The 26,898-nt window shown below is 60.4% G+C and carries 19 protein-coding genes; 12 read left to right on the top strand and 7 right to left on the bottom strand.

The genetic code is table 11. The features are described from left to right. Nucleotides 1-669: 669 nt before the first annotated feature. Complete coding sequence (locus tag ACYVI2_RS07140) at nt 670-2,331, bottom strand: L-lactate permease (RefSeq protein WP_415821665.1); 1,662 nt, start codon at nt 2,329-2,331, stop codon at nt 670-672. 243 nt (nt 2,332-2,574) lie between these two features. Between ACYVI2_RS07140 and ACYVI2_RS07135 the strand changes: the two genes are divergently transcribed. Next, entirely contained in the window at nt 2,575-3,423 is an 849-nt protein-coding gene (locus ACYVI2_RS07135) for an inositol monophosphatase family protein (protein ID WP_415821666.1), read from the top strand. A gap of 206 nt (nt 3,424-3,629) precedes the next feature. Here ACYVI2_RS07135 and ACYVI2_RS07130 read toward each other — a convergent pair whose 3' ends face one another. Continuing rightward, complete coding sequence (locus ACYVI2_RS07130; RefSeq protein ID WP_415821667.1) at nt 3,630-4,514, bottom strand: NAD-dependent protein deacetylase; 885 nt, start codon at nt 4,512-4,514, stop codon at nt 3,630-3,632. A 14-nt stretch (nt 4,515-4,528) separates the two neighbouring features. Continuing rightward, nucleotides 4,529-5,476: a serine O-acetyltransferase EpsC gene (gene epsC, locus ACYVI2_RS07125; protein ID WP_415821668.1), complete on the bottom strand. Its 948-nt coding sequence runs from the start codon at nt 5,474-5,476 to the stop codon at nt 4,529-4,531. 303 nt (nt 5,477-5,779) lie between these two features. On the opposite strand from epsC, the gene ACYVI2_RS07120 reads away from it, so the two are divergent. The 9 genes from ACYVI2_RS07120 to ACYVI2_RS07080 all read left to right on the top strand — a co-directional run bounded on the left by ACYVI2_RS07120 (nt 5,780) and on the right by ACYVI2_RS07080 (nt 21,192). Beyond that, the gene (locus tag ACYVI2_RS07120; protein ID WP_415821669.1) at nt 5,780-6,538 is read left to right on the top strand and encodes a TetR/AcrR family transcriptional regulator; all 759 of its coding nucleotides are present in this window, start codon (nt 5,780-5,782) and stop codon (nt 6,536-6,538) included. An 86-nt stretch (nt 6,539-6,624) separates the two neighbouring features. Continuing rightward, a complete protein-coding gene (locus ACYVI2_RS07115; RefSeq protein WP_415821670.1) occupies nt 6,625-8,973 on the top strand; it encodes an acyl-CoA dehydrogenase in 2,349 nt (782 codons plus the stop codon). A 24-nt stretch (nt 8,974-8,997) separates the two neighbouring features. Beyond that, a complete protein-coding gene (locus tag ACYVI2_RS07110) occupies nt 8,998-10,284 on the top strand; it encodes an acetyl-CoA C-acetyltransferase (protein WP_415821671.1) in 1,287 nt (428 codons plus the stop codon). After that, the gene (locus tag ACYVI2_RS07105; RefSeq protein WP_415821672.1) at nt 10,281-12,242 is read left to right on the top strand and encodes a 3-hydroxyacyl-CoA dehydrogenase NAD-binding domain-containing protein; all 1,962 of its coding nucleotides are present in this window, start codon (nt 10,281-10,283) and stop codon (nt 12,240-12,242) included. Before ACYVI2_RS07110 ends, ACYVI2_RS07105 begins: the two co-directional genes overlap by 4 nt. Before the next feature lie 62 nt (nt 12,243-12,304). Next, complete coding sequence (locus ACYVI2_RS07100; RefSeq protein ID WP_415821673.1) at nt 12,305-13,597, top strand: OmpP1/FadL family transporter; 1,293 nt, start codon at nt 12,305-12,307, stop codon at nt 13,595-13,597. Nucleotides 13,598-13,661: 64 nt separating this feature from the next. Then, on the top strand, nt 13,662-16,055 hold the full coding sequence (locus ACYVI2_RS07095; protein WP_460490282.1) for a 3-hydroxyacyl-CoA dehydrogenase/enoyl-CoA hydratase family protein: 2,394 nt from the start codon (nt 13,662-13,664) through the stop codon (nt 16,053-16,055). A gap of 19 nt (nt 16,056-16,074) precedes the next feature. Continuing rightward, a complete protein-coding gene (locus tag ACYVI2_RS07090; protein WP_415821675.1) occupies nt 16,075-17,271 on the top strand; it encodes an acetyl-CoA C-acyltransferase in 1,197 nt (398 codons plus the stop codon). A gap of 18 nt (nt 17,272-17,289) precedes the next feature. Further along, nucleotides 17,290-18,957, top strand: a complete 1,668-nt coding sequence (locus tag ACYVI2_RS07085; protein ID WP_415821676.1) for an AMP-binding protein — start codon at nt 17,290-17,292, stop codon at nt 18,955-18,957. A 126-nt stretch (nt 18,958-19,083) separates the two neighbouring features. Further along, the gene (locus tag ACYVI2_RS07080) at nt 19,084-21,192 is read left to right on the top strand and encodes a TonB-dependent siderophore receptor (RefSeq protein WP_415821677.1); all 2,109 of its coding nucleotides are present in this window, start codon (nt 19,084-19,086) and stop codon (nt 21,190-21,192) included. A 93-nt stretch (nt 21,193-21,285) separates the two neighbouring features. On the opposite strand, the gene ACYVI2_RS07075 is transcribed toward ACYVI2_RS07080, so the two are convergent. The 3 genes from ACYVI2_RS07075 to ACYVI2_RS07065 all read right to left on the bottom strand — a co-directional run bounded on the left by ACYVI2_RS07075 (nt 21,286) and on the right by ACYVI2_RS07065 (nt 23,704). Beyond that, a complete protein-coding gene (locus ACYVI2_RS07075; RefSeq protein WP_415821678.1) occupies nt 21,286-22,260 on the bottom strand; it encodes a Bug family tripartite tricarboxylate transporter substrate binding protein in 975 nt (324 codons plus the stop codon). A gap of 91 nt (nt 22,261-22,351) precedes the next feature. Next, nucleotides 22,352-23,239, bottom strand: a complete 888-nt coding sequence (locus ACYVI2_RS07070) for an amidohydrolase family protein (RefSeq protein ID WP_415821679.1) — start codon at nt 23,237-23,239, stop codon at nt 22,352-22,354. Between the two features lie 27 nt (nt 23,240-23,266). Further along, the gene (locus tag ACYVI2_RS07065) at nt 23,267-23,704 is read right to left on the bottom strand and encodes a carboxymuconolactone decarboxylase family protein (RefSeq protein ID WP_415821680.1); all 438 of its coding nucleotides are present in this window, start codon (nt 23,702-23,704) and stop codon (nt 23,267-23,269) included. Nucleotides 23,705-23,847: 143 nt separating this feature from the next. Here ACYVI2_RS07065 and ACYVI2_RS07060 point away from each other — a divergent pair, with 143 nt between their 5' ends. Next, the gene (locus ACYVI2_RS07060; RefSeq protein ID WP_415821681.1) at nt 23,848-24,537 is read left to right on the top strand and encodes a GntR family transcriptional regulator; all 690 of its coding nucleotides are present in this window, start codon (nt 23,848-23,850) and stop codon (nt 24,535-24,537) included. 210 nt (nt 24,538-24,747) lie between these two features. After that, the gene (locus tag ACYVI2_RS07055) at nt 24,748-25,917 is read left to right on the top strand and encodes a tetratricopeptide repeat protein (RefSeq protein ID WP_415821682.1); all 1,170 of its coding nucleotides are present in this window, start codon (nt 24,748-24,750) and stop codon (nt 25,915-25,917) included. Nucleotides 25,918-26,030: 113 nt separating this feature from the next. Here the strand turns inward: ACYVI2_RS07055 and ACYVI2_RS07050 are convergent, their stop codons facing one another. Next, nucleotides 26,031-26,687, bottom strand: coding sequence for a TetR/AcrR family transcriptional regulator (locus ACYVI2_RS07050; RefSeq protein ID WP_415821699.1), 657 nt, complete (start codon nt 26,685-26,687; stop codon nt 26,031-26,033). Between the last annotated feature and the right edge of the window lie 211 nt (nt 26,688-26,898).

The following is a 26,898-nucleotide window of genomic DNA, read 5'->3' as shown; positions in this document are numbered from 1 at the left end:
TCTACGTAGGCTTCGTAGGAACTGGCTTTTACAAGGATGAAGATCTTGCAGGGCGGCTATTCATTGGCGCCTACGGGCGCGCCAATGAATAGCGTTCGTGATCTGCATGCGGGGGCTTTGGCATCGGTGGCAAACAGAAGATCTCTCGAGCCACGATTTCTCATAGGCCATCATATTGTTCGCACCCCAACTTCGCGATATTCAAAGATGTGCGACCCATCTCCGCATGCATCAACTCTAGCCAAGCAGATCTTCCAAACTGGCACCACGCCACCCCGCCGCATGCCCGGGCCAATCGCTATTCGCGCGTGTGCAGGGCACGCGCGAATAGCAGCACTGCAAGATCTTTCTCTTTGCCAACACGGTTGCAGAAAAATGCCAAGCAAAACAGCCGTGCCAGCGATGTGACGAGCTTGAATTACTGCGAGTCGAGCCGAGGCAATCGGGCCGTGAGGGCGCCTCAAAGCCGAGTGGAGCGGATGCTGAAGGTAGGCCCGTAGGGGCCGGACGAAGCGAGCGAACACGGTGTCCGGCCCCCGCGGGCCGGACCGGCTTTGTGAAGCCCTCACGGCCCGATTGCCTCGGCTCGACGTCCAATAAGCACGCCCCCCTCACACCATCGAAACCCTGACGACATGAGAGAAGCAAGACTATTCAATAGTCGACCATTTATTGCACCACCATAGCCGAAAATGGCCACACGTAGGCCTGCAACGTCACATACAACCCGACCAGGCACGCCAACGCAATCGAGTGGAAAAACACATAGCGCAAGATATCGCCTTCGTGATGGAACCAACGTGTAGCCGTCGACGCAACCACGATCGATTGGGCATCGATCATCTTGCCCATCACCCCGCCCGAGCTGTTGGCCGCGCCCATCAGGTTAGCCGACAACCCCAACTGCTCGGCGGCGACTTTTTGCATACCGCCAAAGAGCACGTTCGACGCCGTATCGGACCCCGTCAATGCGACGCCCAACCATCCCATCAAGGTCCCGAAGAAGGGATACAACACACCCGTATTGGCAAAGGCCAGACCCAGAGTGGTGTCGGTGCCGGAATAACGCGTCAGCGTGCCCAACGCCAGCATCAGCACAATGGTCAGCAGCGAGTACTTCACCAGCCATATCGTTTTAAAGAACGTGCGCACAATCGCGATCGGGTTGTATTTCATGACGAAAGCGCTGACCACAGCCGCCAGCAAAATCGCCGTCCCCGTCGCGGACAACAGGTTCAACGAATACACCGCAGTCTCGGCATGCGGCGCCGGCACGACCGGGGGAACTTTGAAAATCAGGTTATGCAGGCCGGGCATCGGAAAGGCCGGTGCAAAGAGACCATTGAGCCAGGCCTTTACCGGAGGCAAGCCCCACAGGAAAACAAAAACAGACAGAATGACCCACGGCGTCCACGCGGCAATCAGTTGCTCGCGGCTATGACTCACCACCGCCTGCATAGGTTTGGCTTCTGCAGCACTGATGTCTTTGCCTCGCAACGACGCCGAGGTCCAGATGTTTTTGGGCCGCCATACGCGCAGGAATGCTACCAGGGTCGCCATCGATACCAGCGCCGCGATGATGTCCACCAGCTCAGGGCCCATGAAGTTCGAGACCAGGAACTGCGGCACCGCGAACGAAACCCCGGTCACGAGAATCGCGGGCCAGATTTCCCACATGCCCTTGCGCCCCGCAAAAGCCCAGATCAGCCAGAACGGCACCAACAAGGAAAAGAACGGCAATTGCCGCCCAATCATGGCAGTGACTTGCTCCAGATCGTAGCCGTGCACCTTGGCCAGCGTGATCACGGGCGTACCCAGCGCGCCGAATGCCACCGGCGCCGTATTCGCGATCAACGACAGCCCCGAGGCCGCCAGCGGCGAAAAACCCAAGCCGATCAAGATGGCTGCAGTCACGGCCACCGGCGTACCGAACCCTGCCGCCCCTTCAAAAAAGGCCCCAAAGCTAAAGGCAATCAGCAGCAATTGAATGCGGCGGTCCTCAGTAATGCCCGAGAGCGAGTCCTGCAAGACCTTGAAACTGCCGTTCTGCTCGGTCAGTTGGTGCAGGAAAATAATGTTGAGCACAATCCAGCCGATGGGCAGCAGACCGGTAAAGCCCCCGAACACCGCCGCACGCCCCGCCATCTCGGCCGGCATGCCGTAGGCAAAGATCGCGACGAGCAAGGCCGTGATGAGCCCCATGCCCGCGGCGATGTGCGCCTTGATATGAAAAACCCCGAGCGCCGCCAGCATCACCACCACGGGTAACGCTGCCAGTAGTGTGGAAATAAACATATTTCCAAAGGGGTCATAGATCTGCTGCCAAGTCATGCTGTCGTCTCCGGTTCAACCTAGTAAGTCGTAAGCGCCCCCACGGGAACGCACGTTTGTTGTTCAGATAACTGCCAATCACAGGTCTAGCCAGCGCATGTAACCAGCGAGTTCCTGACAGTTGCATGAACGTAAGTTCCCGGTAAGAAAGCCATCTAAGCTGACTAAGAAATCTATCTGCTCGGCGTAAACACCCTGCCCTGCAAACGTGCTAGATTTGTGCACCGTTCCCTAGAGCCTCGCATGACTCGCACCTTTACCCGAGAAGACACCCGCCGCATTGCGGCTATCCTGGCCGAAGCCGCACAGGTCGAAGTGATGCCGCGTTTTCGCCGGCTCACCGCCGACGCCGTGCACACCAAGAGCTCGCCGCGCGATCTGGTCACCGATGCCGACGAGGCGGCGGAACGCTTTATCACTACCAAGCTCGCCAAGCTCTATCCCGGCGCGATCATGGTGGGCGAAGAAGCCTCGGCTCGTAATCCTGCCTTGCTGAATATGCTGGTCGATGCGGACCTGGCTTTTTTGATCGATCCGATCGACGGCACACGCAATTTCGTGGCGGGTCTGCCGTTGTTTGGCATGATGGTGGCCGTGTGCCATCGCGGCGACGTATTGGCGGGCGTCATATACGACCCGGTCGCGCATGATTGGGCCATGGCGGTACGGGGCGAAGGCGCCTGGTCCGAGGCGGCCGATGGCACACAGACGCCACTGAAAGTGGCACAGCCGGCGCCGCCTCACGACATGGACGGCATGATTTCCACGGGGTTTCTGCCTGAGCCGCTGCGCAGCACCGTCAATGGAAACCTGGGCACGCTGGGCTCGACTGCGTCGCTACGCTGTGCCGCCCATGAATATCGTCTGGCGGCCAGCGGGCACTGCCACGTCATGCTCTACAACAAGCTCGATCCTTGGGATCACGCGGCGGGTTGGTTATTGCATCGTGAGGCTGGCGGATTCTCTGCGCACTTTGATACGAGCCCGTACAAACCGACGCATCGCACGGGTGGTCTGCTTTATGCGCCGGATGTCGGCAGTTGGCATGCGACGCGTCGCGCGTTGATGGGCGAGGATTTTCCTCCGATGTAGAGACGGCGCGCGTCGTTGCGGCACGCAGCCATCGCCCGGCCCTGGAGACATACCGCCATTACCCTCTGGAGACTTATCCCCAGATTTTGTGGACAACCCTATGGACAGCCTGGGGTCTTTGGCAAAAAATCCAACGGGGCCAAGCACTTAGAAATTTCGTTCAGGACTGATCAGCGCCATCGCTGCACACGGCCATCCGGTACCTGTCAGGCAGCCGGGTCAGCCGCATCAGGACCCACCGCATCAGCCCCCACGGCAGCCCCCGTCAACGGGGAAAAAGGCCCATATAACGCGTCCAGGGTTTCCGCACAGGAGGCCGACACCTTCAAGGTGAATAACTCGTCGGCCCGTGTGCGCCCCAGATTCAACGCAGCGATCGGCAGTCCGGCCTCAGAGGCGGCTCGCACGTAGCGATAGCCCGAGTGCACCATCAATGACGATCCGACCACCAGCACCGCATCCGCATGCTCTAGCGCAGTACGTGCCTGCACCCCGCGTTCCGGCGGAATGCTTTCACCGAAAAACACCACATCGGGTTTGACGATACCGCCACAGCGAGGACAGGCCGGCACGGTAAAACTGGCGAAATCCACACCCTCCAGATCCGCATCGCCATCGGGCGCATCGGCGGCATCCAGTTCGGCCCAATCCGGATTCCGAGCATTCAACTCGGCTTGCCAGGCAGCGCGTGGACCCCTCCAATCGCAACGCATGCAGCGCACCTCGTCCAGACGGCCGTGCAAATCGAGCACACTACGGCTGCCGGCCGCCTGATGCAAACCATCGACGTTCTGCGTCACCAACAGGCGTATGTGGCCTCGCGTTTCGAGCAATGCGAGTGCGCGATGCGCTGCATTGGGCTGCACATGGCCAAAACGGCGCCATCCTACGGTGCTGCGCGCCCAATAACGCGCCCGCGCGGCATCGCTGCCCATGAAGGCCTGAAAATCGATCGGCGGGCTGCGTTTCCATTGGCCATCGGCATCGCGATAATCCGGAATACCTGAACCCGTGCTGCAGCCTGCGCCCGTCAGCACAAACAGGTGTCTGTGCCCATCGATGAACTCACCCAGCGCATGGAAGTCTGGCATGTTGCGGTGATGCCTTATAAGCTGTCCAGCCCGCAATTAGGCATGTTATTGACCAGGCTGGCCTGCGTCACGTTGCTCTCGGCCGGCACGCTGCGCGTGAGCCAGACGTTCCCGCCGATGACCGAACCGCGGCCGATCGTCACGCGCCCCAGGATCGTCGCGCCGGAATAGATCACCACGTCGTCCTCGATAATCGGGTGACGCGGCAGGCCTTTTTTGAGTTCGCCATTTTCGCCAGGCGGAAAACGCTTCGCACCCAAGGTCACCATCTGATAGAGCCGTACACGGTCGCCAATGATTGCCGTCTCGCCGATCACGACGCCTGTGCCGTGGTCGATAAAAAAGCTCTTGCCGATGGTGGCGCCCGGATGGATATCGATCCCCGTATCGGCATGCGCGATCTCGGCCACAATGCGGGCCAGCATCGGTACGCCCAGCTTGTAGAGCACACTGGCCAGGCGATGATGAATCATCGCGGACACACCGGGATAGCACAGCAGCACCTCGTCGACGCTATGTGCAGCGGGGTCGCCTTGATAGGCTGCTGTCACGTCCAGATCCAATGCGCGCCGCACCTGCGGTAACGCGGCGCCAAACTGCCGTACGATCTGCACTGCGCGGGCATGCAAGGTATCGTCTGATTCCGCCTCGCCCGCGTTGCGGCCCATGTGGTGCAGCTCCAGGCAGACCTGATGCAACAATGCGTCCAACGCCGCGCCGATGGTATGCCCGACGTAAAAGTCCTCGACCTCGGCGCGCAGATCGATGGGGCCTAGCCGCATCGGAAACAACGCTCCGCACAATTGCCGAATGATCGTGCGCAGGCTTTCCTGCGAGGGGAACTCGCGATCGCCCGAATCCTCGCGCAGGCGCCCGCGCGGGCCGCGCCAGTCGACACGGGCCGCTCGCAGCCCGGAAACGATATGGTCCAGATTCCAGTGAGCTTGAGACGAATCGTTCATGACAACAGTCCTGCGGCTACCACAGCCGGCGTGCATTCAAACATGAAAACCTCTGAGAAAAGCCTGCGCCGCGCATTCTGCAGCGCAATATTCATGAACTGTAACCGCTAGCGCGGATTTTGCCTCTCGCGACCCGTCTCACAATGGGGTTTTGGCGCCACATTGCGCGAGCATGCGTTTCGGTTCATGCGGCAAAAACCCTGCATCGCCCCACCTTGATGCGCCTACGGGTTAATGCTGACTCGATTAGAAACCTATCTACCTTTATATTTCATTCAAACGAACGTTTGAATGAAATTCATCATGAACAAGCCGAGTACCGACGCAGCAGGAAACACCGGGTCTGCTCAGGCCGAGTCAAGTTCAACGGCGAACGGGCCTGACGACACTCAGTCCCTGGGGCAGTCGACTCGCGACATCATCCTGGACACCGCAGAACGGCTCTTTGCACAGCAAGGGCACGATGGCACCTCGATGCGGCAGATCACAAGCGAGGCTGGCGTCAATCTGGCTGCCGTGAACTACCACTTCGGCTCCAAAGAATCACTGGTACAGGCCGTGCTGAAGCGCCGGTTGGCCGTGCTCAACCAGGAACGTCTGCGCCTGCTGGACGAGCTGGAGGGTCAGGCAGAAGGACGGCCGCTCAAGCCTTCGCACATCGTGGATGCGTTCTTCGGCACCCTGCTGCGGCTGGCATCGCGCCCCGAACACGTAGGCAAGAATTTCCTGCCGCTGCTCGAACGCACCATGACGGATCCCACCGGCTTTATCCGCGCCATCGTGGCCGAGGAATATGCCAGTGTCATGGAACGCTATCAGAACGCTTTTTTCAAAGCGCTGCCCGATGTGCCTCGCACCGAGATTATCTGGCGCTTTCAATTCATGCTGGGCGCCACCTCGTACGCCATCGTCGGCACCGACGTCTTGAGGCTGGCCATGGGCTGGTCCCTGGAAGACAGCGATCCGACGCACGATCCCGAGCGCACCTTACAACGGCTGATGAGCTTTTTATTGGGCGGTTTGCGCGCGCCGTTGCCGCCAGCGTCACCGGCCACGTCCTGACAACGCGAACCGAACATTCGCCCGTATGCAGCGGTCAAGACTCGCAACGGGCACAGGCAATAACAACAATGACGGAGACACCAGAGATGAATGGACTATTTGCGATTGGCTGCATCTTGATAGCCCTGATCGTCATCGTAGTGGCCGTGCCACCGATCCGGCGCACACTGTTGTCGCGCCCCTTGTTTCAGGCGTACCGCAAAGTCCTGCCGCCCATGTCCGACACAGAACGCGATGCGCTGGAGGCGGGCACGGTCTGGTGGGAAGGCGAACTGTTTCGCGGACGGCCCGATTGGCAGCGATTGCTCGATCTGCCCAAGCCGGTGTTGACTGCGGACGAACAACAATTTCTGGACAATCAGGCCGAACACGCTTGTCGCATGGTGGATGACTGGCAGGTCACGCAAAAACAATACGACCTGTCTGCCGAGACCTGGGACTATCTCAAGCACAATGGCTTTCTGGGCATGATCATCCCGCGCGAATACGGCGGCCTGGGTTTTTCCGCCTACGCGCATTCGCAGATCATCACCAAACTGTCGACGCGCTCTTCTGCGCTGGCCGTATCGGTCATGGTGCCCAACTCGCTGGGACCGGCCGAATTACTCCTGCATTACGGGACTGAAGCCCAGAAAAATCACTACCTGCCGCGCTTGGCGCGCGGCGACGAAGTCCCCGCATTCGCGCTGACGAGCCCCTGGGCCGGCTCCGATGCCGCCGCGATTCCTGATTCCGGCATCGTCTGCAAAGGCATGTGGCAAGGCGAGGAAGTGCTGGGCATGCGCGTGACCTGGGACAAACGCTATATCACGCTCGCCCCGGTATGCACGTTGTTGGGATTGGCATTCCGGCTCTATGACCCGGATGGATTGCTGGGCGGCCCCGCTGATGTCGGCATCACCTGCGCACTCGTTCCGCACGATCATCCCGGCGTCGAGACGGGACGGCGTCATTTCCCGTTGAATGCCATGTTCATGAATGGCCCCACGCGTGGCACCGATGTATTCATGCCGCTGGATTTCATCATCGGCGGCCCTGCGAGAGCGGGCCAAGGCTGGCGGATGCTGATGGAATGCCTGGCCGCGGGCCGATCGATCTCGTTGCCAGCCTCGAATACGGGGATGTCACAGCTCACAGCACGCACTGTCGGCGCCTATGCGCGAGTACGCAGCCAATTCCGTACGCCGGTCGGCCGCTTTGAGGGCGTAGAAGAAGCCTTGGCGCGTATTGGCGGGCATACCTATTTGATGGATGCAGCGCGAGTGATGACTGCCGGCGCCATCGATCTCGGCGAAAAGCCCTCGGTAGTTTCCGCCATCGTGAAATACCACATCACAGAACGCGCACGCCAAGTCGTCAACGATGGCATGGACGTGATCGGTGGCAAAGGCATCTGCCTGGGGCCTTCCAATTTTCTGGGACGGGCTTATCAGCAGGTCCCTGTAGGCATCACCGTAGAAGGCGCAAACATCCTGACACGCAGCCTGATTATCTTTGGCCAAGGCGCGATCCGTTGCCATCCCTATGTCCTGACAGAAATGCAGGCCGCGGGAAACAGCGATACCCGAGAGGGCTTGAAAGCCTTTGATCGTGCATTCTGGCGTCACGTCCGATTTGTGATGGGTAACGGTTTACGCGCAATGGGTCACGCCTTGACCGGAGCACGCCTGGCACACGCGCCGGCCTCGGCAGCGCCTGAGATGCACCGCTATTACCGCCAGCTAACGCGCTACGCCTGCAGCTTTGCACTGCTTGCCGACGTGTCGATGGCGCTGCTGGGCGGCAGCCTCAAACGTCGCGAGCGCCTGTCGGCACGGTTGGGCGATATCCTGTCGCAGATGTATTTGGCCTCTGCCGTACTCAAGCGATTCGAAGATGAGGGACGGCAATCGGCAGACGCGCCGCTGGCCCATTGGGCGCTGCAGGATGCGCTGCAACGTTTACAGGCTGCATTTGTCGGCGTACTGGACAACCTGCCACAACGTTCGGTAGGCTGGATGCTACGCCGACTGGTGTTTCCCTGGGGACTCATGCAGCACACACCATCCGACGAGTTAAGCCAACATGTTGCCCGCCTGTTGACTGAGCCTGGCACCACACGAGAACGATTGACCGCCAACTGCCATGTGCCGGACACCGAGCACGAGCCTGTCGGTGCCTTGGAACAAGCCCTCGTTGCCACGCTGAATGCAGAGGCTGCCGACGCGCGCCTGCGCGCCTATGAAAAAACCGGCGCGCTGACAGGTGATCCGCGCGCCAACGTCCGCGATCTGGCCGAGGCAGCGCACGCCCGGGGTGGATTGGACCAGCGTGATTATGAATGCATCAAGCGCCGAGATACGTTGCGCGATCAAGTCATCCGGGTCGACGATTTTCCGTTCGACTTCGGTATGACGGGCGCCATGCAGCCAGGCGCTCAACGTAAAGCCGCCTAGGACACATACGCGAAGGAAAACCTTATGCCACACGCCCCTATCTATGTCGTGGACGGTGCGCGCACTCCTTTCCTGAAGGCGCGCAACGCGCCGGGCCCGTTTTCCGCCGCGGATCTGGCGGTACAGGCCGGACGCGCGCTGTTGCTGCGGCAACCCTTCACCCCTGAGGACTTGGACGAAGTCATCGTAGGTTGTGCAGCGCCGTCGGCAGATGAGGTCAACATCGGCCGCGTCATTGCACTGCGGCTGGGCTGCGGCCATCGCGTGCCCGGCTGGACCGTCATGCGCAACTGCGCCTCCGGCATGCAGGCGCTCGACAGCGCCATCGCAAACATTCATACCGGCCGTTCCTCTCTGGTCCTGGCCGGCGGTGTCGATGCGCTGTCACGTGCGCCTTTGCTTGTCTCCGACGAGATGACGCGCTGGCTCGCTCGCTGGAACTCGGCACGCGGCGTGGGCAATCGTTTCGCCGCACTACGCGGGTTTCCCTGGCGCAGCATCGCCCCGGTGATCGGCTTGGTCAAAGGACTCACCGATCCCGTGGTGGGGCTATCCATGGGACAGACTGCAGAAAACCTTGCCACACGCTTTGGTATCAGCCGCCACGCGATGGATGAGTATGCAGCACGCAGCCATACACGCGCCCTGGCAGCTAGAGCGGCCGCCGCTCACGAGATCGCGCCGCTGATCGATGCCCGCGGCACGCTCTATCCCATCGATGACGGCGTACGGGATGATTCCACCATCGAGCGGCTGGGCAAACTGCGTCCGGTATTCGACAAGCCCTGGGGCAACATCACTGCGGGCAATAGCTCGCAGGTCACCGACGGCGCGGCATTGCTGCTATTGGCCTCCGAGGACGCGGTCAAACGCTGGAACCTGCAACCGCTGGGACGTATCGTCGATTCGCAATGGGCAGGCCTGGATCCTGCGCAAATGGGGCTGGGGCCGGTACACGCGGCCACCTCGATCCTGCAGCGGCATCACCTGGGCCTGAACGACCTGGACCTGTGGGAAATCAACGAGGCCTTTGCCGCGCAAGTGCTGGCGTGCCTCGCGGCCTGGAACGATACCGTCTATTGCCGGGAGGAGCTTGGCACTGAACCCTGGGGTGTGCTGGACCAGGCACGCTTGAACATCGAAGGCGGCGCCATTGCGCTCGGCCATCCCGTCGGCGCCTCGGGCGCACGTATTGTGCTGCATCTGCTGCAACTGCTGCGTGCACGTGGCTTGCAACGCGGCATGGCAGCGATCTGCATCGGTGGCGGACAAGGCGGCGCCATGCTGCTGGAAACGGAGGCTGCACAATGACGTCCACGACAGAGCTCTCGCCATCGCAATGGCGGCACTGGCGCCTGGAGCGCGAAGCCGATGGCTTGGCATGGTTGACGATTGACCGCGCCGATAGCGCCGTCAACGCCTTGTCAGCCGAGGTCATGACTGAGCTTGCCCAGGTGTTGGACACCTTGCAGTCCACCCCGCCTGCAGGCCTCATCATTCGTTCAGGAAAAGCTGCAGGCTTTATCGCCGGCGCGGACGTGGAAGAATTCGCCGGGCTCGCCACGCCGCAACAAGCACACGCGCTGGTGGAACGAGGCTGGCATTTGTTCAACCGCTTGGCCAGCGTGCCCTATCCCACCCTTGCCTTGATCCAGGGGCATTGCCTGGGCGGCGGCCTGGAGCTGGCGCTCGCGTGCCGCTATCGGTTGGCAGTGGAGGTGCCGGGCACCTCGCTCGCGCTGCCGGAAGTCATGCTGGGTATTTTTCCCGGTTGGGGCGGCATGCGCCGGTTGCCCGCACTGATCGGCCCCGTCGCCGCACTGGACATGATGTTGACGGGGCGCCCGGCCGATGCGCGCAAGGCCGCCACGCTGGGCCTGGTCGACGCACGCGTGCCGCCGAGGCTATCGGACACGGCTGCGCGCCGCCAGGTGCTGTCCGGCAAACCGGCTCGTCGAGCGCGCGGCATCGCCGCGTGGTTGAACCATGCGCCATTCAAATCGCTGGTGGCCAAACGCGTCCTGAAGCAAGTCAACGCCAAAGACCCTCTGGGCCACTATCCTGCCGCCCCTGCCATCGTCACCCTATGGTCGCAATACGACGGCAATGCCCTCGCCGCACCACAGGTCATCGACCGCATCCTGACCTCTGATACGGCGCGCAATCTGCTGCGTGTTTTCCGTTTGCAAGAACGCCTGAAATCCTGCGGCAAGGCGCGCGATGGGGTTTCACCTGTACAGCACGTACACGTCGTCGGTGCCGGCACCATGGGCGGCGACATCGCGGCGTGGTGCGCACTGAAAGGCATGACCGTCACGCTGCAGGACCAGGACGCCGCACGCATCGCGCCGGCTATCGGCCGAGCCGCGGCACTCTACGCACGCAAACTCAAAGATCCCTATGCTGCGCGAGCGGCCGCCGATCGCCTGATCCCGGACCCTGCGGGCGACGGTGTCGCTCGCGCCGACCTGGTGATCGAAGCCATCACGGAACAGATCGAGGCCAAACAAGCCCTGTACCGTGCGATCGAATCCCGCCTCAAACCCGATGCGATCCTGGCCACGAACACGTCCAGTCTGTCGCTGGGCACCTTGCGTGCCGGGCTGACCCAGCCGCATCGGCTGATCGGCGTCCACTTTTTCAATCCTGTCGCGCAAATGCCATTGGTTGAGGTCGTCCAGGCAGGCCCCGACGAACAAGGGATACAAGCTCGTGCCTGCGCATTTGTCGGCCAGCTCGGCAAGCTGCCCCTGCCCGTCAGCGATGCGCCTGGATTTCTGGTCAATGCAGTGCTGGCGCCATATATGTTGGCCGCCATGCGACAGGTCGATGATGGCGTTTCGCCTGAAACCGTCGATCGCGCCATGACAGACTTTGGCATGCCCATGGGACCGCTGGAATTAGCCGACACGGTGGGCCTGGATATTGCCCTGGCGGCCGGCCAGCAACTCACACAACAGGCCGAGCCGCCGCGCTGCCTCGCCGATCGCATCGCCCGCGGGGATCTGGGCCGTAAAAGCGGCCAGGGTTTTTACACCTGGCACGACGGCAAAGCCCGCAAGCGTGAACCAGGGACCTCGCCCGCGGGCCTGGCAGAACAATTAATCGCCCCCCTTATCGAACGCACGCAACAGCAGGTCGATCAACGCGTCGTCGCCGACGCCGACCTGGCTGATGCGGGCGTGATTTTTGGCACAGGCTTTGCCCCGTTCACGGGCGGGCCGCTGCACTACCGGAACAACAAGCTGCATAAAACAAGTACGACATAAAAAACGCCAACGCACAGGCCCATGCAACACCCATGTTCACGCCTGACGAGAGGAGACACACTATGCATAAAAAATCGTTGGCCTTGGCTACTTTGTCCGTTGCTATCACGGCGATCGGCAGTGCCAGTAACGTACACGCCGCCGGCTTCCAGTTGTTGGAGCAAAATGCCAGCGGCCTCGGCAACGCCTACGCCGGCTCGGCCGCCATCGCGGAAAACGCCAGCACCATTTATTACAATCCCGCCGGGATGACCTATCTGCCCGGCTTCAATATTTCCGCCGGCGTAAACGCCATACAACCGTCTTTCAAGTTTCGCGACAACGGCAATAGCCGCAATCCCACCGCGCTAGGCGGCGGTGCACCCATGGGAGGCAATGGCGGCGATGCGGGCAACCTCGGGGTCGTGCCCAATGCCTATTTCTCGTGGCAGCTGAACGAAAAATGGTTTGTCGGCCTGGGCGTCGGTGCACCGTTTGGATTGATGACCGAATACAACGACGATTGGGTCGGCCAGTATCACTCCAATAAATTCGACATCAAGACCATCAACATCAACCCGTCGATTGCCTACAAGGTCAATGACCAATTTTCGATGGGCTTCGGCGTGAACTGGCAACACATCGACGCGCAATACAAAAAGAAAGTGGTGGTTCCAGTGACGCCTGCTGGCCCTTTTCTGCCTGGCGATGCCGATTTGAATCTGGACGGCGATGCCTGGGGCTGGAACATCGGCTTCATGCTGCAACCCACCGAGGACACCCGCATCGGGCTATCTTACCGGTCTAAGATTCGCCACAACGCCAAAGGCGACACCAAGATCGACGGCTTTGCGCCAGGGCAATCCTTGTCCTACGACGCCAGCACCAGGGTCGACCTGCCCGACTCGTTGATCTTGAGCGCCGTGCATCAATTGAATGAACGGTGGGAATTGCTGGCCGATATTTCCTGGACCGGCTGGAGCAGCCTGCCCCAACTGAAGATCAAAAACGACGGCGGACCGACCGACACGCTGCCGCTGGATTTCCGCGACACCTGGCGCGTCGCGCTGGGCGCCAATTATCAGCTTGCACCGAAATGGAAATGGCGCTTTGGTGTCGCCTGGGATCAGTCCCCCGTGCACAACCCGAGCGATCGCCCCACGTCGCTGCCCGACACGGATCGCTGGTGGTTCTCAACCGGAGTACAGTATGCAGTGAGCAAAGACACGCAAATCGACGTCGGCTATACCTATCTGTACCTGCGTGATGCCGACATCGATACCACCTCGGGCAATGCGCTGACCAAGGGCCGCGTCGCGGGCGACTATCGCAGCAAAGGGAACATCCTGGGGATCCAGGTGTCCACCCGGTTCTGATCGTCATCATGTTGTCCCGTTCGCTATCAGGCAGCGCCTGGCGCTGCCCAAACAGGAGACCGCTTTGAGCAGCAAGTTCATTGTCAAACACGCCGCCGTACTGGGAGCGGGTGTCATGGGCGCACAAATCGCCGCCCATCTCGCCAACGCCGGCGTTCCCGTTACCTTGTTCGACCTGACCGCCAAAGACGGCGATCGCAATGCCATCGCGAACAAAGCCCTGGCAGGCCTGAAAAAACTCGAGCCCGCGCCGCTTGCGAGCCCGTCGCGCCTCGCGTTGATCACGCCCGCGAACTACGATGACCACCTCGATCAGCTCCCTCACTGCGATCTGGTCATCGAAGCCATTGCGGAACGCATGGACTGGAAAACGGCGCTGTACGAGCGTATCGCCCCGCATGTCTCTCCCGACGCAATCCTGGCCTCGAACACATCCGGCTTGTCTATCGGCGAATTGGCCGACGCCCTGCCTGAAAATCTGCGCGCCCGATTCTGCGGCGTGCATTTTTTCAATCCACCGCGCTACATGCGTCTGGTCGAAATCATCGCCACCCGCCACACACAAGGCGAGGTCGTCGATCATCTGGAAAGCTGGTTGACCAGTCAGTTGGGCAAAGGCGTCATCCGCGCGCTGGATACGCCCAACTTCATCGCCAATCGCATCGGCGTGTTTTCGATTTTGGCCGCGCTGCACCACACCGAACGGCTCGGCCTGGGCTTTGACGAGGTCGATGCCTTGACCGGCCCCAAGATCGGCCGCCCCAAGAGTGCCACCTATCGAACCGCCGACGTCGTGGGCCTGGACACGCTCGCCCACGTCGTGGCCACCATGCGCGACAAGCTGCCATCGGATCCCTGGCATCCGCATTTTCAATTGCCTGCGTGGCTCAATGCCCTCATCGAGCGCGGCGCGTTGGGCCAGAAAAGCGGCATCGGCGTCTATCGCAAAGTCGGCAAAGAGATCCAGGTACTGGATCCCGCGGCGGGCGACTATCGCCCCTCGGCGGGTGTCATTGCCGACGAAGTCGATGCGATCCTGAAACAACGCGATCCGGCGCAACGCTTTGCAGCATTGCGCGCGAGCAAACATCCTCAGGCGCAATTCCTGTGGAGCCTGTTCCGCGACATTTTTCACTACAGCGCCACCCAGCTCGAACATATCGCCGATAACGCTCGTGATCTCGATCTGGCAATGCGTTGGGGATTCGGCTGGGCGCAAGGGCCCTTTGACACCTGGCAAGCGGCCGGTTGGCGCGGCATTGCCGATGCCATCGCAGCTGATATCGCCGCCGGTGCGGCGATGAGCACGGCTCCTCTACCGGACTGGGTACAAGAAAACGGCCGCGAAGGTGTACACAACGCGCAGGGCTCCTATTCCGCGCGCGACGGCAAACAACAACCCCGCTCCGCGCTGCCCGTCTATGCACGCCAGTTGTTCCCCGAGCGTCTGGTTGGCGAAGCCTCCGTCACACGAGGCACCACGCTTTGGGAAAACGCAGGGGTGCGTCTATGGCATCTGCCCGAATTGGACCCAGGCGTCGGCATCCTGTCATTCACCTCGAAAATGCACGCCATCGGTGACGAAGTCCTCGACGGCGTGCTGCATGCGGTGGCGCATAGCGAACAGCAATTGGAGGCGTTGGTCGTCTGGCATGATGCTCCGTTTGCCGTGGGCGCGAATCTGTCGCAAGTCGTGCAGGCATGCGTCGCCGGTCAATTCGACATGTTGGAGGCTACCGTAGAAAAATTCCAGCGCGCCTCGCTATCGTTGCGTTATGCACGTGTGCCGACCGTCGCGGCGGTACAGGGAATGGCGCTGGGAGGCGGCTGCGAATTTCTCATGCATTGCAGCCATCGGGTCCTGGCGTTGGAAAGCTATATCGGCCTGGTAGAGGCCGGTGTGGGCCTGGTGCCGGCAGGAGGCGGCAGTAAAGCCCTCGCCGCACGCGCCGCTGCATTGGCCGCGATGACGGCAACGCCCGCCGAGGTGTTTCCGTATCTGCAGCCGGTATTCCAGAACATTGCCACCGCACAAGTCTCAAAGAGCGCACTGCAGGCCATCGACATGGGCTATGCGCAAGCGCACGACCAGGTCGTGTTTCATCCCGACGAATTGCTGTGGGTCGCGATCAAGCAAGCACGCGCCGCCGCTGATGCCGGCCACACCCCGCCCCTGCCCGTGACCAACATTCCCGTTGCTGGCCGCACCGGTATCGCGAACTTTGAAATGGTGCTGGTCAACATGCGCGAAGGGGGCATGATCAGCGCCCATGATTACCAGGTTGCCCGCAGTGCCGCTGTCGCCCTGTGCGGCGGCGAAGTCGAAGCCGGCACACGCGTGAACGAAGACTGGCTGCTGGCCGTCGAACGCCGCGAATTCGTGGCCTTGTTGCGTACCAAGGAAACGCAAGCACGTATCCAGCACACACTGGAAACCGGCAAGCCGCTGCGCAACTGACACCCGACAAGGATTCCCGATGAGCAAACAAATTCAAGACGCCTATATCGTCGCCGCCACCCGCCTGCCCGTGGGCAAGCGCAATGGCCTTTATGCTACGACCCGCCCCGACGATATGCTGGCGGCCGCCCTGCGCGCCGCGCTGGCCCAGGTCCCTGCTTTAGATCCCGCCCGCGTCGAAGACGTCATCGCGGGCTGCGCCATGCCCGAAGCCGAACAAGGTATGAACGTCGCCCGCATGAGCCTGCTGCTCGCCGGTCTGCCGGACAATGTACCGGGCGTTACGGTCAATCGTTTTTGCGCCTCTGGCTTACAGGCCGTTGCCGATGCTGCCGCGCGAATCCGGTTGGGCATGGCCGACGTCATGATTGCCGCCGGCACCGAATCGATGAGCGCCATGCCGCAAATCATGGGAAATAAAGTCGCCATCAATCCCGAGATTTTTGCGCACGATGAAAACCTGGGCATGGCCTACGGCATGGGCCTGACTGGAGAAAAAGTCGCCGCCCAATGGAAGATCTCGCGCGAGGACCAGGATGCCTTTGCCTTGGCCTCTCATCAAAAAGCCTGCGCCGCGATCGCCGCAGGACACTTCGACGACGAGATCACGCCCTATCAGACCGTCACGCACCTGCCCGGCGAGGCAGGGACCGTACGTACGGTTGAGAAACTGGCGGAACACGACGAAGGCCCACGCCCAGACACCAACGCCGAGGCGCTCGCCAAACTGCGTCCCGTGTTTGCCGCGCGCGGCTCCGTGACCGCAGGCAACAGCTCGCAGATGTCCGATGGCGCCGCCGCCGTCGTGCTCGTGTCCGAGCGTATTCTGCGTGAACTCAATCTCGCTCCTCTGGCGCGCGTGGTGGGTTTCTCGGTCGCGGGAGTTCCCCCCGAAATCATGGGCATCGGCCCCAAAATGGCCATTCCCAAAGCCCTCGCACAAACCGGCATCGCACAACAGGATCTGGACTGGATCGAACTCAACGAGGCGTTCGCCGCGCAATCATTGGCCGTCATGCGCGACCTGCAGTTGGACCCAACCAAGGTCAATCCGCTGGGCGGCGCGATTGCGTTGGGCCACCCCTTGGGCGCGACAGGTGCGATCCGCACCGCCACCGTCGTGCACGGCCTGCGGCGCACCGGCGGCAAATACGGCATGGTCACGATGTGTGTTGGCACCGGTATGGGTGCAGCCGGTATATTCGAGGCACTGTAGCTCGCATCGACTCGACATATGGAACGCATCTGGCTCGATCATTACCCGCCCGGCGTCCCTGCCGACATTGACACTGCGCCCTACGAATCGCTGCTGACGATACTCGACGATAGTTGTCGGCGTTTTGCCGGCAACCCTGCGTACACGAGTCTTGGCACCACGATCACCTACGCCGAGTTCGATCGTCTGTCGCGCGATTTTGCCGCATGGCTGCAATCACGCGGTCTGCGCCAAGGCGACCGTGTCGCGCTGATGCTGCCCAATCTGCTGCAATATCCCATCTGCCTGTTCGGGGCATTGCGTGCAGGCTGCGTCGTCGTGAACTGCAATCCGCTCTATACCGCCCATGAGCTGGCACACCAATTGGGCGATGCCGGCGCGCAGGCCATCATCATCGCCGAGAACTTTGCCCATACCCTGCAAAAGGCATTGCCGCATACCGCCCTGCGCCACATCGTCGTCACCTCCATAGGCGAATTGCTGGGCCCCATCAAAGGCCGCGTGGTCGATCTGGCCGTGCGCCACATCAAACGCAAAGTTCCGGCATGGTCACTGCCCGGCACCGTGCGCCTGCGTACCGCACTGGCTGCCGGGCGTGGCCTGTCGCTGCGCCCACCCACTCTGACGCGCGCCGACCCTGCGTTTCTGCAATACACGGGCGGCACCACCGGTGTCGCCAAGGCCGCCGTGCTCAGCCACGGCAACATGCTGGCCAATCTGTGTCAGGCCCATGCGTGGATACGCGGACATCTGCGCGAGGGCGAGGAATGCATCGTCACTGCCCTGCCGCTTTATCACGTGTTCGCCCTCACAGCCAATTGCCTGACCTTCATCAAACTGGGCGCACGCAACCTGCTGATTCCCGACCCACGCGATCTGCCTGCCTTCATCAAGGCCCTGCGCAAAACACCCTTTAGTGCGCTCACCGGCGTCAATACCCTGTTTTGCGCATTGCTGAATCATCCCGACTTTGCCAAGCTGGATTTTTCCCGGCTGCGCATCACACTCGGCGGCGGCATGGCCATCCAACGCGCAGTAGCCCAACGCTGGCGCGAGGTGACCGGCGTCTCGCTATGCCAAGCCTACGGTCTCACGGAGACCTCGCCCGCGGTCACCTTGAATCCCCTGGATGTCAGCACCTTTACCGGCTCCATCGGCCTGCCGGTCCCCTCTACCGAGATATCCATCCGCGACGATGACGGCCGTGAACTGCCGCCAGGCGAAACCGGCGAACTCTGCGTACGCGGCCCGCAAGTCATGTCGGGCTACTGGAAACAACCCGCCGAAACTGCCCTGGTCTTTCATCCCGATGGTTTTCTGCGCACAGGAGACATGGGCTATGTCGATGAACGCGGCTACGTCTATCTGGTCGATCGTAAGAAAGATCTGATCCTGGTATCAGGCTTTAACGTCTATCCCAACGAAGTCGAAGACGCCGCCGCCCTGCACCCCGGCGTACGCGAGGTCGCCGCCATCGGCGTACCCGACGAGCGCTCGGGCGAAGCGGTCAAACTGTTCGTCATCCGCCGCGACCCTTCACTGGATGCCGCCACCCTGATCGCTCACTGCCGCCAGCACCTGACCGGCTACAAGGTCCCTCGCCACGTCGAATTCCGCGATGAGTTGCCGCGCAGCGCCGTCGGGAAAATCTTGCGCCGCGAACTGAAACCCGGCTCTCGCTCGTAAAAACCACTCATCTGACATACCGAGGTCAGCCCATCTCTGCAGTTTCCCAAAGCCCCACTATAATTCGATAAAATTAATACAAATCATTATCACTATCGGATACATTTTTCTAATCTGGGGATTCTGTTGAACCGTTATTTGCCTGCGACACCCGTCCGCAAGACGCCCGCCTTTACCTTGGCCCTATTGACCGCCAGCCTGGCCCCGTTTTTTGCCCAAGCTCAAGGCACCGACACGGAAGCCGCGACACTGCCAACGGTACGCGTCACTGGCGCCCAGGAAACCGCCACCAGCCCCGTCGAGGGTTATGTGGCGACGCGCAGCGCCACAGGCACAAAGACAGACACCCCGTTGCTGGAAACACCGCAAGCCATCACGGTGATCCCGCGTGAACAATTCGTCGACCAGGGCGCGCAAAATGTCCAGGACGCGCTGAATTACGCCGCCGGCGTGCGCCCCAACGCCTACGGCGTCGACAATCGCGCCGACTACGTTCGCGTACGCGGCGTCGAGCCCGTGCAGTATCTGGATGGCCTGCGCCAGTTCTTCAGCTACAACAACCCGCGCACCGATATTTACGCGCTGGAACGGCTCGAAGTCCTGCGCGGCCCATCGTCCATGTTGTACGGCCAAGGCAGCACCGGCGGCGTGTTGAACCTGGTCAGCAAACGTCCCTTAGCCGAGGCCCAGCACGAAATCGGCGTCATCCTGGGCAATCACAATCGCAAAGAAATCCAGGCCGACCTGACCGGCCCGGTCACCGAGGACGGCCAATGGCTCTATCGTGTCGTCGCGGTCGCTCGTGACAGCGACACGCAAGTGCAACACGTCGGCGACGACCGGCTGATGCTTGCCCCCTCGCTCACGTGGCAACCCAGCGCCGCCACCTCGCTGACGCTGCAAGGTTATTTCCAAAAAGACAAAACCGGCACCACGCAATCGTTCCTGCCCTGGAGCGGCAGCGTCAGCCATAACCCCAACGGTCAAATTCCCACGCGCCGCTTTGCCAGCGAACCGGGTTTCGATGCCTATGACACCGAGCAATTCAGCGTAGGCTGGCTGTTTGAACACAAGTTCAATGATCGCTGGACCGTGCGGCAGAGTTTCCGCAATACGATCAGCAAAGTCGACTACAAGTCGATGTATCCGGACTCGTATTCGAATCCCGAAGCCCCCTACATCGACCCCGAGCAAATGACGCTCAACCGCTACTATTACGTGCACAAGCCACGCATGCGTACGTTGTTGGTCGATCAAAACGTAGAAGGCAAGGTGGATTGGGGCTCGACCCAGCATACCTTGTTGTTTGGTGCTGACTACAGCCGCTATCGCGAAACGGGACAAGAAGCCACGGGCCTCGGCAGCCCGTTGAACGTCTACCATCCTGTTTACGGCAACATCCCGGAATACGATCTCAGCGATACGCCCAAGACGAAACAACAGCAACTCGGTTTTTACGCGCAAGACCAGATGCGTTATCAAAACTGGATCTTTGTCGCAGGGATCCGCCACGACCGTGCCCAGACCGATATCGAAGGCAACGACCGCGAAGTCGACAACGCGACGACCAAACGATTCGGTTTGCTCTACGCTGCAGACAACGGCCTGTCGCCATACATCAGCTACAGCGAGTCATTCACCCCGATCGGCGGCACGGACATCTATGGCAATCGATGGAAGCCGATGCGCGGCAAACAATGGGAACTCGGCTTGAAATACATGCCGCCGGACTCCGATCTGGAGTTCACCGCAGCAGCCTACGACCTGCGCGAGAAAAACCGCCAGGCTCCCGACCCATCCAACCCAAACAACCAGATTCAGGCAGGCAAGACCAAGACACGAGGCATAGAACTGGAACTGCGCGGCCGCGTGACCAAACAACTGGACGTCATCGCCAACTATATCTACACCGACATAGACTCCGATCTGGAGCCCGTGCCCAAACACATGGCGTCGCTGTGGGGTAAATATCGCTTTGCTGTGGCCAGCATGCCCGGCTTTTCGGCGGGTGCGGGCGTACGCTACCTGGGTTCGTTCACCGATGGCGCCGCACCAGAAACCCCATCGGTCACCTTGTTCGACGCGATGTTGGCCTATGACAGCGGCGCATGGCGCTACGCGCTCAACGTGAACAACATTGCCGACAAAACCTACGAGGTCACATGCCTGAACCGCGGCGATTGCTTCTATGGGCAACGGCGTACGGTCACGATGAGCGCGACCTATCGGTTCTGATCGGACGACGGCAAGAACAAAATCGCCGTAGCACAGAGGAGCCTTTCCCCTGCCTACGGCGATTTATCCATCGGTGCAGCGCTCAGATCATGCTTAGCCCAATTGCATACCTGTCGCCTTGATGATCTTTCCCCACTTGTCCTTCTCAGCGCGAATGAATTGACCGAACGCCTGAGGAGTATCTCCCACCAGCCGTACCCCGACCTCGTCGAAACGCTTGATCACCTCGGTATTCGACAGCACTTGCCTCACCGCGCGATTCAGACTATCGACGACATCCTCCGGCGTTCCCGCAGGGGCGACTAAACCAAACCACGCCTCCGATTCAAAGCTGGGCACGGTTTCTGCGATCGCGGGGATATCTTTCATGCTGTCGAGCCGTTTTGCCGAAGCCACGCCCAGCGCCCGCATCTTGCCGGCCTGCACTTGCGGATAGGTCGTGGGTGAATTATCAAACATCACTTGAATTTGCCCGCCCATCAAATCCGTAGCTGCGGGCGCGCTGCCGCGATAGGGAATGTGCTGCAAGTCGATGCCGGTTTCCAACTTGAGCAGCTCCATCGTCAAATGACTCGTTGTACCGCTGCCTTGCGATCCATATGCCACTCGCCCCGGATGTTGTTTAGCGTAGGCGATCAGCTCTGCCACTGAATGGAACGGCGCCTTGGGATTCGCCGCCAACATGATCGGTACCGATGCCAACAGAGACACCGGTGCAAAATCGCGAATAGGGTCATACCCAGGATTCGCATATAGCTGCTGATTAATACTCAATGGACCTGCGCTGGACACCATCAAGGTATAGCCGTCCGCTTTGGCACGCGCCACATAGGCTGCACCGATATTTCCTCCGGCTCCTTGCTTGTTCTCAACGATCACCGGCTGCTTGAGAATGCCCGATAGTTTTTCAGCGAGGACACGTGCTACCACGTCCGTGGTCCCCCCCGCCGGGAACGGCACAACAATGGTCACTGCGCGCTCGGGATAACTCGCCGCCAACGCTGCGTTGGCACACAGCGATGCCACTACAGCGGCGCTCGCCAGCATACGCCGGACTTGCTTGAACATAACTTGTCTCCGTCATTTTTATATTGAGCTTTTTTTATGGCTGCGACCGGGTGCAACGTTATGCAGCATCCCCGTCAAACCGTTTTTCGAATCAAAACCCGTACAACGCGGCCGGGTTGTCCACCAATAGTTTTTGCTGAACTGCCGTATCGGGCACCCACAAGGGAATCAGGTCGACCAGATCGCCGTCGTTTGGCATAGACACATTGCAGATCGGGTGCGGCCAATTGCTGCCCCAGATAATGCGGTCAGGCCAGTGTTTTGCCACACGATGAATCATCGGCAACATATCGGCATGAGGATACGGTTGCGACGACAGTCGATATAAGCTCGCCAGCTTGACCCAGGCACGCCCCGTGTCCATCAAGCTTGCTAGCGCCTCAAAAGCGGGACTGTCCACGCCTTCGTCACCGCGTATACGCGCCATGTGATCCAACACAATGTCGACTCGCAAAGCCTGCAACCGTGGCAATAGCGCGACCAATTCATCGGCATGCTTGAAATGCAGCACCAGATGCCAACCCAGCTGTTGCGCCTCGTCAGCCAAAGCCTCCAATTGATCGAAGCCTACGCCCCCGCCCACGACGGTAGACAAACGATAGCCACGCATTCCTAACGCATGCATGCGCTCACGTTCAGGCAATGGGCAACCCGGCGGCATCACTGCAACGCCGCGCGCGCGGGACCCCATGCGTTCCAACGCATTCAGCGTGGCGGCGTTATCCGTTCCATGCGCACCGCCATGCACGATGACGGCTCGATCGATGCCTAACGTCGCCAGTAGTTTGATGTAGTCATCAACGGTGCAGTCCTCCGGCGTATAGCTACGCTGCGGCGAATAAGGAAACTGCGCCTGTGGACCAAAAATATGGGCGTGACAATCACATGCCCCCGCAGGCATCTGAAAACGGGGTTGTCGAGTATGACGGTCAGGGCCAGCACAACGCGTGGGTTCTCGTGCCTCGTTCGAGCTGTTCATGTATGTCTCCTTTGAACCATGACAACGTCAACGGGCTTGTGCTTCGCGTTCGGCAATGCGGGCCAGCACATCCGCTCCCCGATTCGCCGCGGACACACCGCGGAACAAATACGCCATGCTCACCACTGCCTGCAGCTCTTCCCAACTCGCGCCCGCACGGCGTGCGGCAATACCGTGAATCACCGCCGCATCACTTAATTCCGCCATCAACATGCCAAAGATCATCAGTTGCGCCGTCTTGCCGTCGAAGCACGGGGGATTCATGGCGTGCGCTCGAATTTGCTCCTGCATGTCGACCAAGACCGGATCCAGAGCACCCGTCACCTGCAAACGCGCCTCAACTCGCGGCGGCAAATAACCAAGCAATTCTCGATAACTATCTGCTTGGCGTTCCAGGGCGGCCGGATCGCGCGGCGCGCCCATGGCTTGAACAACGACCGAAGCATCTATGCGAGATGCAGACATACCGGACTCCTTCGTCAAGACGTATCAGGTCGGCAACATGCCGTGCCTCTTTTTTATGGTTGACGAAGCCGTCGGCAAAGTCAATAAAAAATCGATTTTATTTTTAAAATCGATTTTTTAGCCTCAGCGCTACAATATGCGGCATGAAAAAAGCTCAGGTTCCTCCTGTCCCCCCAAAGCTTCAGGCCAGCACATCCCTGACGGCCTCAGTCGCTATCCAGATTCGGGCCGCTATCCTGGACGGCACCTATCCGCCCGGCATGCGACTGCGCCTGGACGAACTGCGCCAGACATACGACGTCAGTCTGAGCCCCTTGCGCGAAGCCCTGACTCGCCTGGCTGCCGAAGACCTGGTCCAAATCACCGACCAGCGCGGTTACCAGGTCACCCCGGTGTCCGCCGAAAACCTGCGGGAAGTCACCGTGCTGCGCACGCAACTGGAAATCACGGCACTGAAAGAGTCGTTGAAACGAGGCGACGAGGCTTGGGAAGACGCATTGGTTGCCGCCTATCACCGGCTGCATCGCCTGGAAGACGGGGGGCAGCGCCCCGAAGGATGGGAAAAAGCGCACCGGGCCTTTCATCTGGCGCTGGTCTCTGCCTGCGATATGCCGTTGCTCCTGCGTTTCTGCGGCAGCCTGCACGATCTGAGCGATCGTTATCGACGCCTTTTCCTCACTCGACACGCCCCGGACGCAAATGTGCCTGGAGAACATCAGGCACTATTCGAAGCCGCCATTGCCCGCGATGACGTGCGCGCCGCTGAAATACTCGCCCGGCACCTGGGACGCACAGGCCAAAACGTCATGATGGTACTGACGCAAATCGCCTAGACTCTTGCCATGAACAAATATCTGACTCTCTTTGCAGCTTCACTTTTTCTTTCCTCTCCCTCGTGGGGGCAGGCGTCGTCTTCCGAACCGGCCAATGCACGCGCAGCGGTGGTGGAGCATTGCTCCAAGACCGTCACAACGACCTGTCTGGTCGACACCATCCAGACCTTTCTTGCGCCGGAACAGGATCAGTTTCGTCGTCAACGGATCATGCTGGCGCTGGCCAGTGCACAGCTTTTCGATGGCAAGATCGATCAAGCGATGACCTCCTATCGCGAGCTGCCCACCGCCACAGGAAAGGCCGAATTCCTCACCTCCTACGCCAAAATCCTGATGCTTCAGGGTGACAAGGCGCGGGCGCTGGAGACGCTGCGCGAGGCCGATGCGCTACTGACCGATAAAAAGGGCACACTCACCCGCCTGGACACCACAAGACAGAGTGAATCGATCGCGCAGGCCTTTGCGGATGCAGGGTCACCGAACGAGGGGCGCGCTATCCTTGCGGAGATCGCCGATTACCGTCATCGCATTCCGATGAATCCCATGCTGCTTGCGCTGATGGTCCAGGTTGCAAAATCACAGGCTGCGATCGGATTCAAGGATGAAGCCGCGCAGTATCTCAGTGAATCGATGGACAAGGCCCTGGACCAGGGATTGTCGTTGGAGCCCGAACAAATCTTCCAGATCTTCGAGACGTGGGCATCGATCGACCCGAAGGCAGCAGCAACGGTTGCCACGGATTTGGTCAAGGTGATCGCAGAGGGCGGCCCCTCGGCATTCGAGTTCGCGATCTGGACGGGCCTGTCCGTTGGCCTGCCCGCCTCCGAAGATCGCACAGCTGCCATCGCGAGCGCCCGCCGATCCATGGCGCAAGCGCCGGAGCGCGCCGCCGTGCTTCGGCTTGCGCCAAAGCTTGCCGGAGCTCTGCGACAGAATGGCAAGGCGGACGAGGCACAAACCCTGCTGGACGACACTGCCGCGCAAGCGTCTGCGCTCTCTGCACCGCTCGACAAAGCGCAGACCCTGCTGATCGTCGCAGAGGCGCTTACCCGCGCAGAAGAAATCACCAAATCGGAAAAGCTGCTGAACGAGATCCTGGCGCTTCGCCCCGGACCCGGCCCGCAAGGCGCGGCCCTGAGGCACTATATGAGCGCTGTGCCAGCGCAATTCGCATTGCTGGGCAAATCAGACATCGCCTATGACTTGGTGATGAAGATTGATGAGCCACGCCGCGACATGGCGTTGATCATGGCGGCCGACAAGCTGGCCGTAAAAGGAGACTATCACCAGGCCATGCGTTTTCTCGGCAAGCTGAACGACGAGATTTCGGCAATGATGATGGCAGGAATCGCACAGCGTCTTGCCGGCATCAACAGCTAGGTCAATGCGCTGTAATTAATGGAATGACGAAGCAAATCGCATGACTCCCTTCGCCGGTACTTGTCAGAGAGGATAGGCAAACTCTCGCATGTCATGCGGCTGCGGCGAAGAACCTATGGCGCGTCGGGCAAAGAACAAGCGGACGGCCCCGTCGCAGGCGGACGGTCGAATACCACGCGTTCAAAAAAGCCCGCGAGTACGACCTGGGCCAGCTCGGCCGACACCTCCTGGGGATCGAAGGCATAGCTGAACTGCATACCTTCGGAAAGCGCCAGCAGGCCCAGCGCGAGCTGCTCTGGCGGCATCGTCAGGGGCGTGCCCACACGGGCTGAGAATTGCCGGGCGAATTCGGCAATGGTGGCGCGCTGCTCGCGCAGGAATGACAAAAATCCGTTCCGGAACACCGGATCTCGCGCCGACTGCAGCTTGGCCTCGATCCAAAGCAGGAAGCATTTGTTGTCGCGGTGCTTCTGACTGTAGAAGGCCACGACGCGCGCCTCCATCTCGGCGCGGCTGGCCCGGTCGTCGAACAGGGCAGCCATCTCGCTCATGACAGTTTCGTGATCACGCCGCAGCAGTTCGAGGAACATTTCCGCCTTGGAGGCGAAGTTCGAATAGAAGGCGCCGCGCGAGTAGCCCGCCTCCTCTGCGATGTCCTCCACACTGCTGGCCAGGTATCCCTTGGCGAGGAACAAGGTCTGTGCCGCGTCCAGCAAGCGCTGGCGCGTCTGCTCCCGGCTTTGCTCGCGTGTCAATCGGACTTTTACCATGCTGTGGAGTGTAGCATCGGCGCCTAATTTCAGATTCATTATTGTATTTAAATACATTTATGAATTAGAATTCGACCTTGTTTTCGTGCGACACCAGCCAAATCCGGTTGACCGCCGCCCGAACCGCATCGAGATATGCCGTGTTCCGAACCTCCGCCCGCGCTGTCGCTCGCCGCCCTTTCTCCGCCGGCCTGCGGCGTGCCGTTCTGAT

It is taken from the genome of Bordetella tumbae, from assembly GCF_054780995.1.
Note: the sequence above shows the minus strand (reverse complement) of the source record. Positions and strands in the feature narration are given on the sequence as shown.

Excerpts from the sequence above, each read along its gene's own strand:
- ACYVI2_RS07050 (WP_415821699.1), bottom strand. The coding sequence starts at position 26,687 with ATGGTAAAAGTCCGATTGACACGCGAGCAAAGCCGGGAGCAGACGCGC.
- ACYVI2_RS07120 (WP_415821669.1), top strand. The coding sequence starts at position 5,780 with ATGAACAAGCCGAGTACCGACGCAGCAGGAAACACCGGGTCTGCTCAG.
- ACYVI2_RS07075 (WP_415821678.1), bottom strand. The coding sequence starts at position 22,260 with ATGTTCAAGCAAGTCCGGCGTATGCTGGCGAGCGCCGCTGTAGTGGCA.
- ACYVI2_RS07085 (WP_415821676.1), top strand. The coding sequence starts at position 17,290 with ATGGAACGCATCTGGCTCGATCATTACCCGCCCGGCGTCCCTGCCGAC.
- ACYVI2_RS07135 (WP_415821666.1), top strand. The coding sequence starts at position 2,575 with ATGACTCGCACCTTTACCCGAGAAGACACCCGCCGCATTGCGGCTATC.
- ACYVI2_RS07110 (WP_415821671.1), top strand. The coding sequence starts at position 8,998 with ATGCCACACGCCCCTATCTATGTCGTGGACGGTGCGCGCACTCCTTTC.
- ACYVI2_RS07070 (WP_415821679.1), bottom strand. The coding sequence starts at position 23,239 with ATGAACAGCTCGAACGAGGCACGAGAACCCACGCGTTGTGCTGGCCCT.
- ACYVI2_RS07060 (WP_415821681.1), top strand. The coding sequence starts at position 23,848 with ATGAAAAAAGCTCAGGTTCCTCCTGTCCCCCCAAAGCTTCAGGCCAGC.
- ACYVI2_RS07130 (WP_415821667.1), bottom strand. The coding sequence starts at position 4,514 with ATGCCAGACTTCCATGCGCTGGGTGAGTTCATCGATGGGCACAGACAC.
- ACYVI2_RS07055 (WP_415821682.1), top strand. The coding sequence starts at position 24,748 with ATGCTGGCGCTGGCCAGTGCACAGCTTTTCGATGGCAAGATCGATCAA.
- epsC (WP_415821668.1), bottom strand. The coding sequence starts at position 5,476 with ATGAACGATTCGTCTCAAGCTCACTGGAATCTGGACCATATCGTTTCC.
- ACYVI2_RS07090 (WP_415821675.1), top strand. The coding sequence starts at position 16,075 with ATGAGCAAACAAATTCAAGACGCCTATATCGTCGCCGCCACCCGCCTG.
- ACYVI2_RS07115 (WP_415821670.1), top strand. The coding sequence starts at position 6,625 with ATGAATGGACTATTTGCGATTGGCTGCATCTTGATAGCCCTGATCGTC.
- ACYVI2_RS07105 (WP_415821672.1), top strand. The coding sequence starts at position 10,281 with ATGACGTCCACGACAGAGCTCTCGCCATCGCAATGGCGGCACTGGCGC.
- ACYVI2_RS07065 (WP_415821680.1), bottom strand. The coding sequence starts at position 23,704 with ATGTCTGCATCTCGCATAGATGCTTCGGTCGTTGTTCAAGCCATGGGC.
- ACYVI2_RS07140 (WP_415821665.1), bottom strand. The coding sequence starts at position 2,331 with ATGACTTGGCAGCAGATCTATGACCCCTTTGGAAATATGTTTATTTCC.
- ACYVI2_RS07100 (WP_415821673.1), top strand. The coding sequence starts at position 12,305 with ATGCATAAAAAATCGTTGGCCTTGGCTACTTTGTCCGTTGCTATCACG.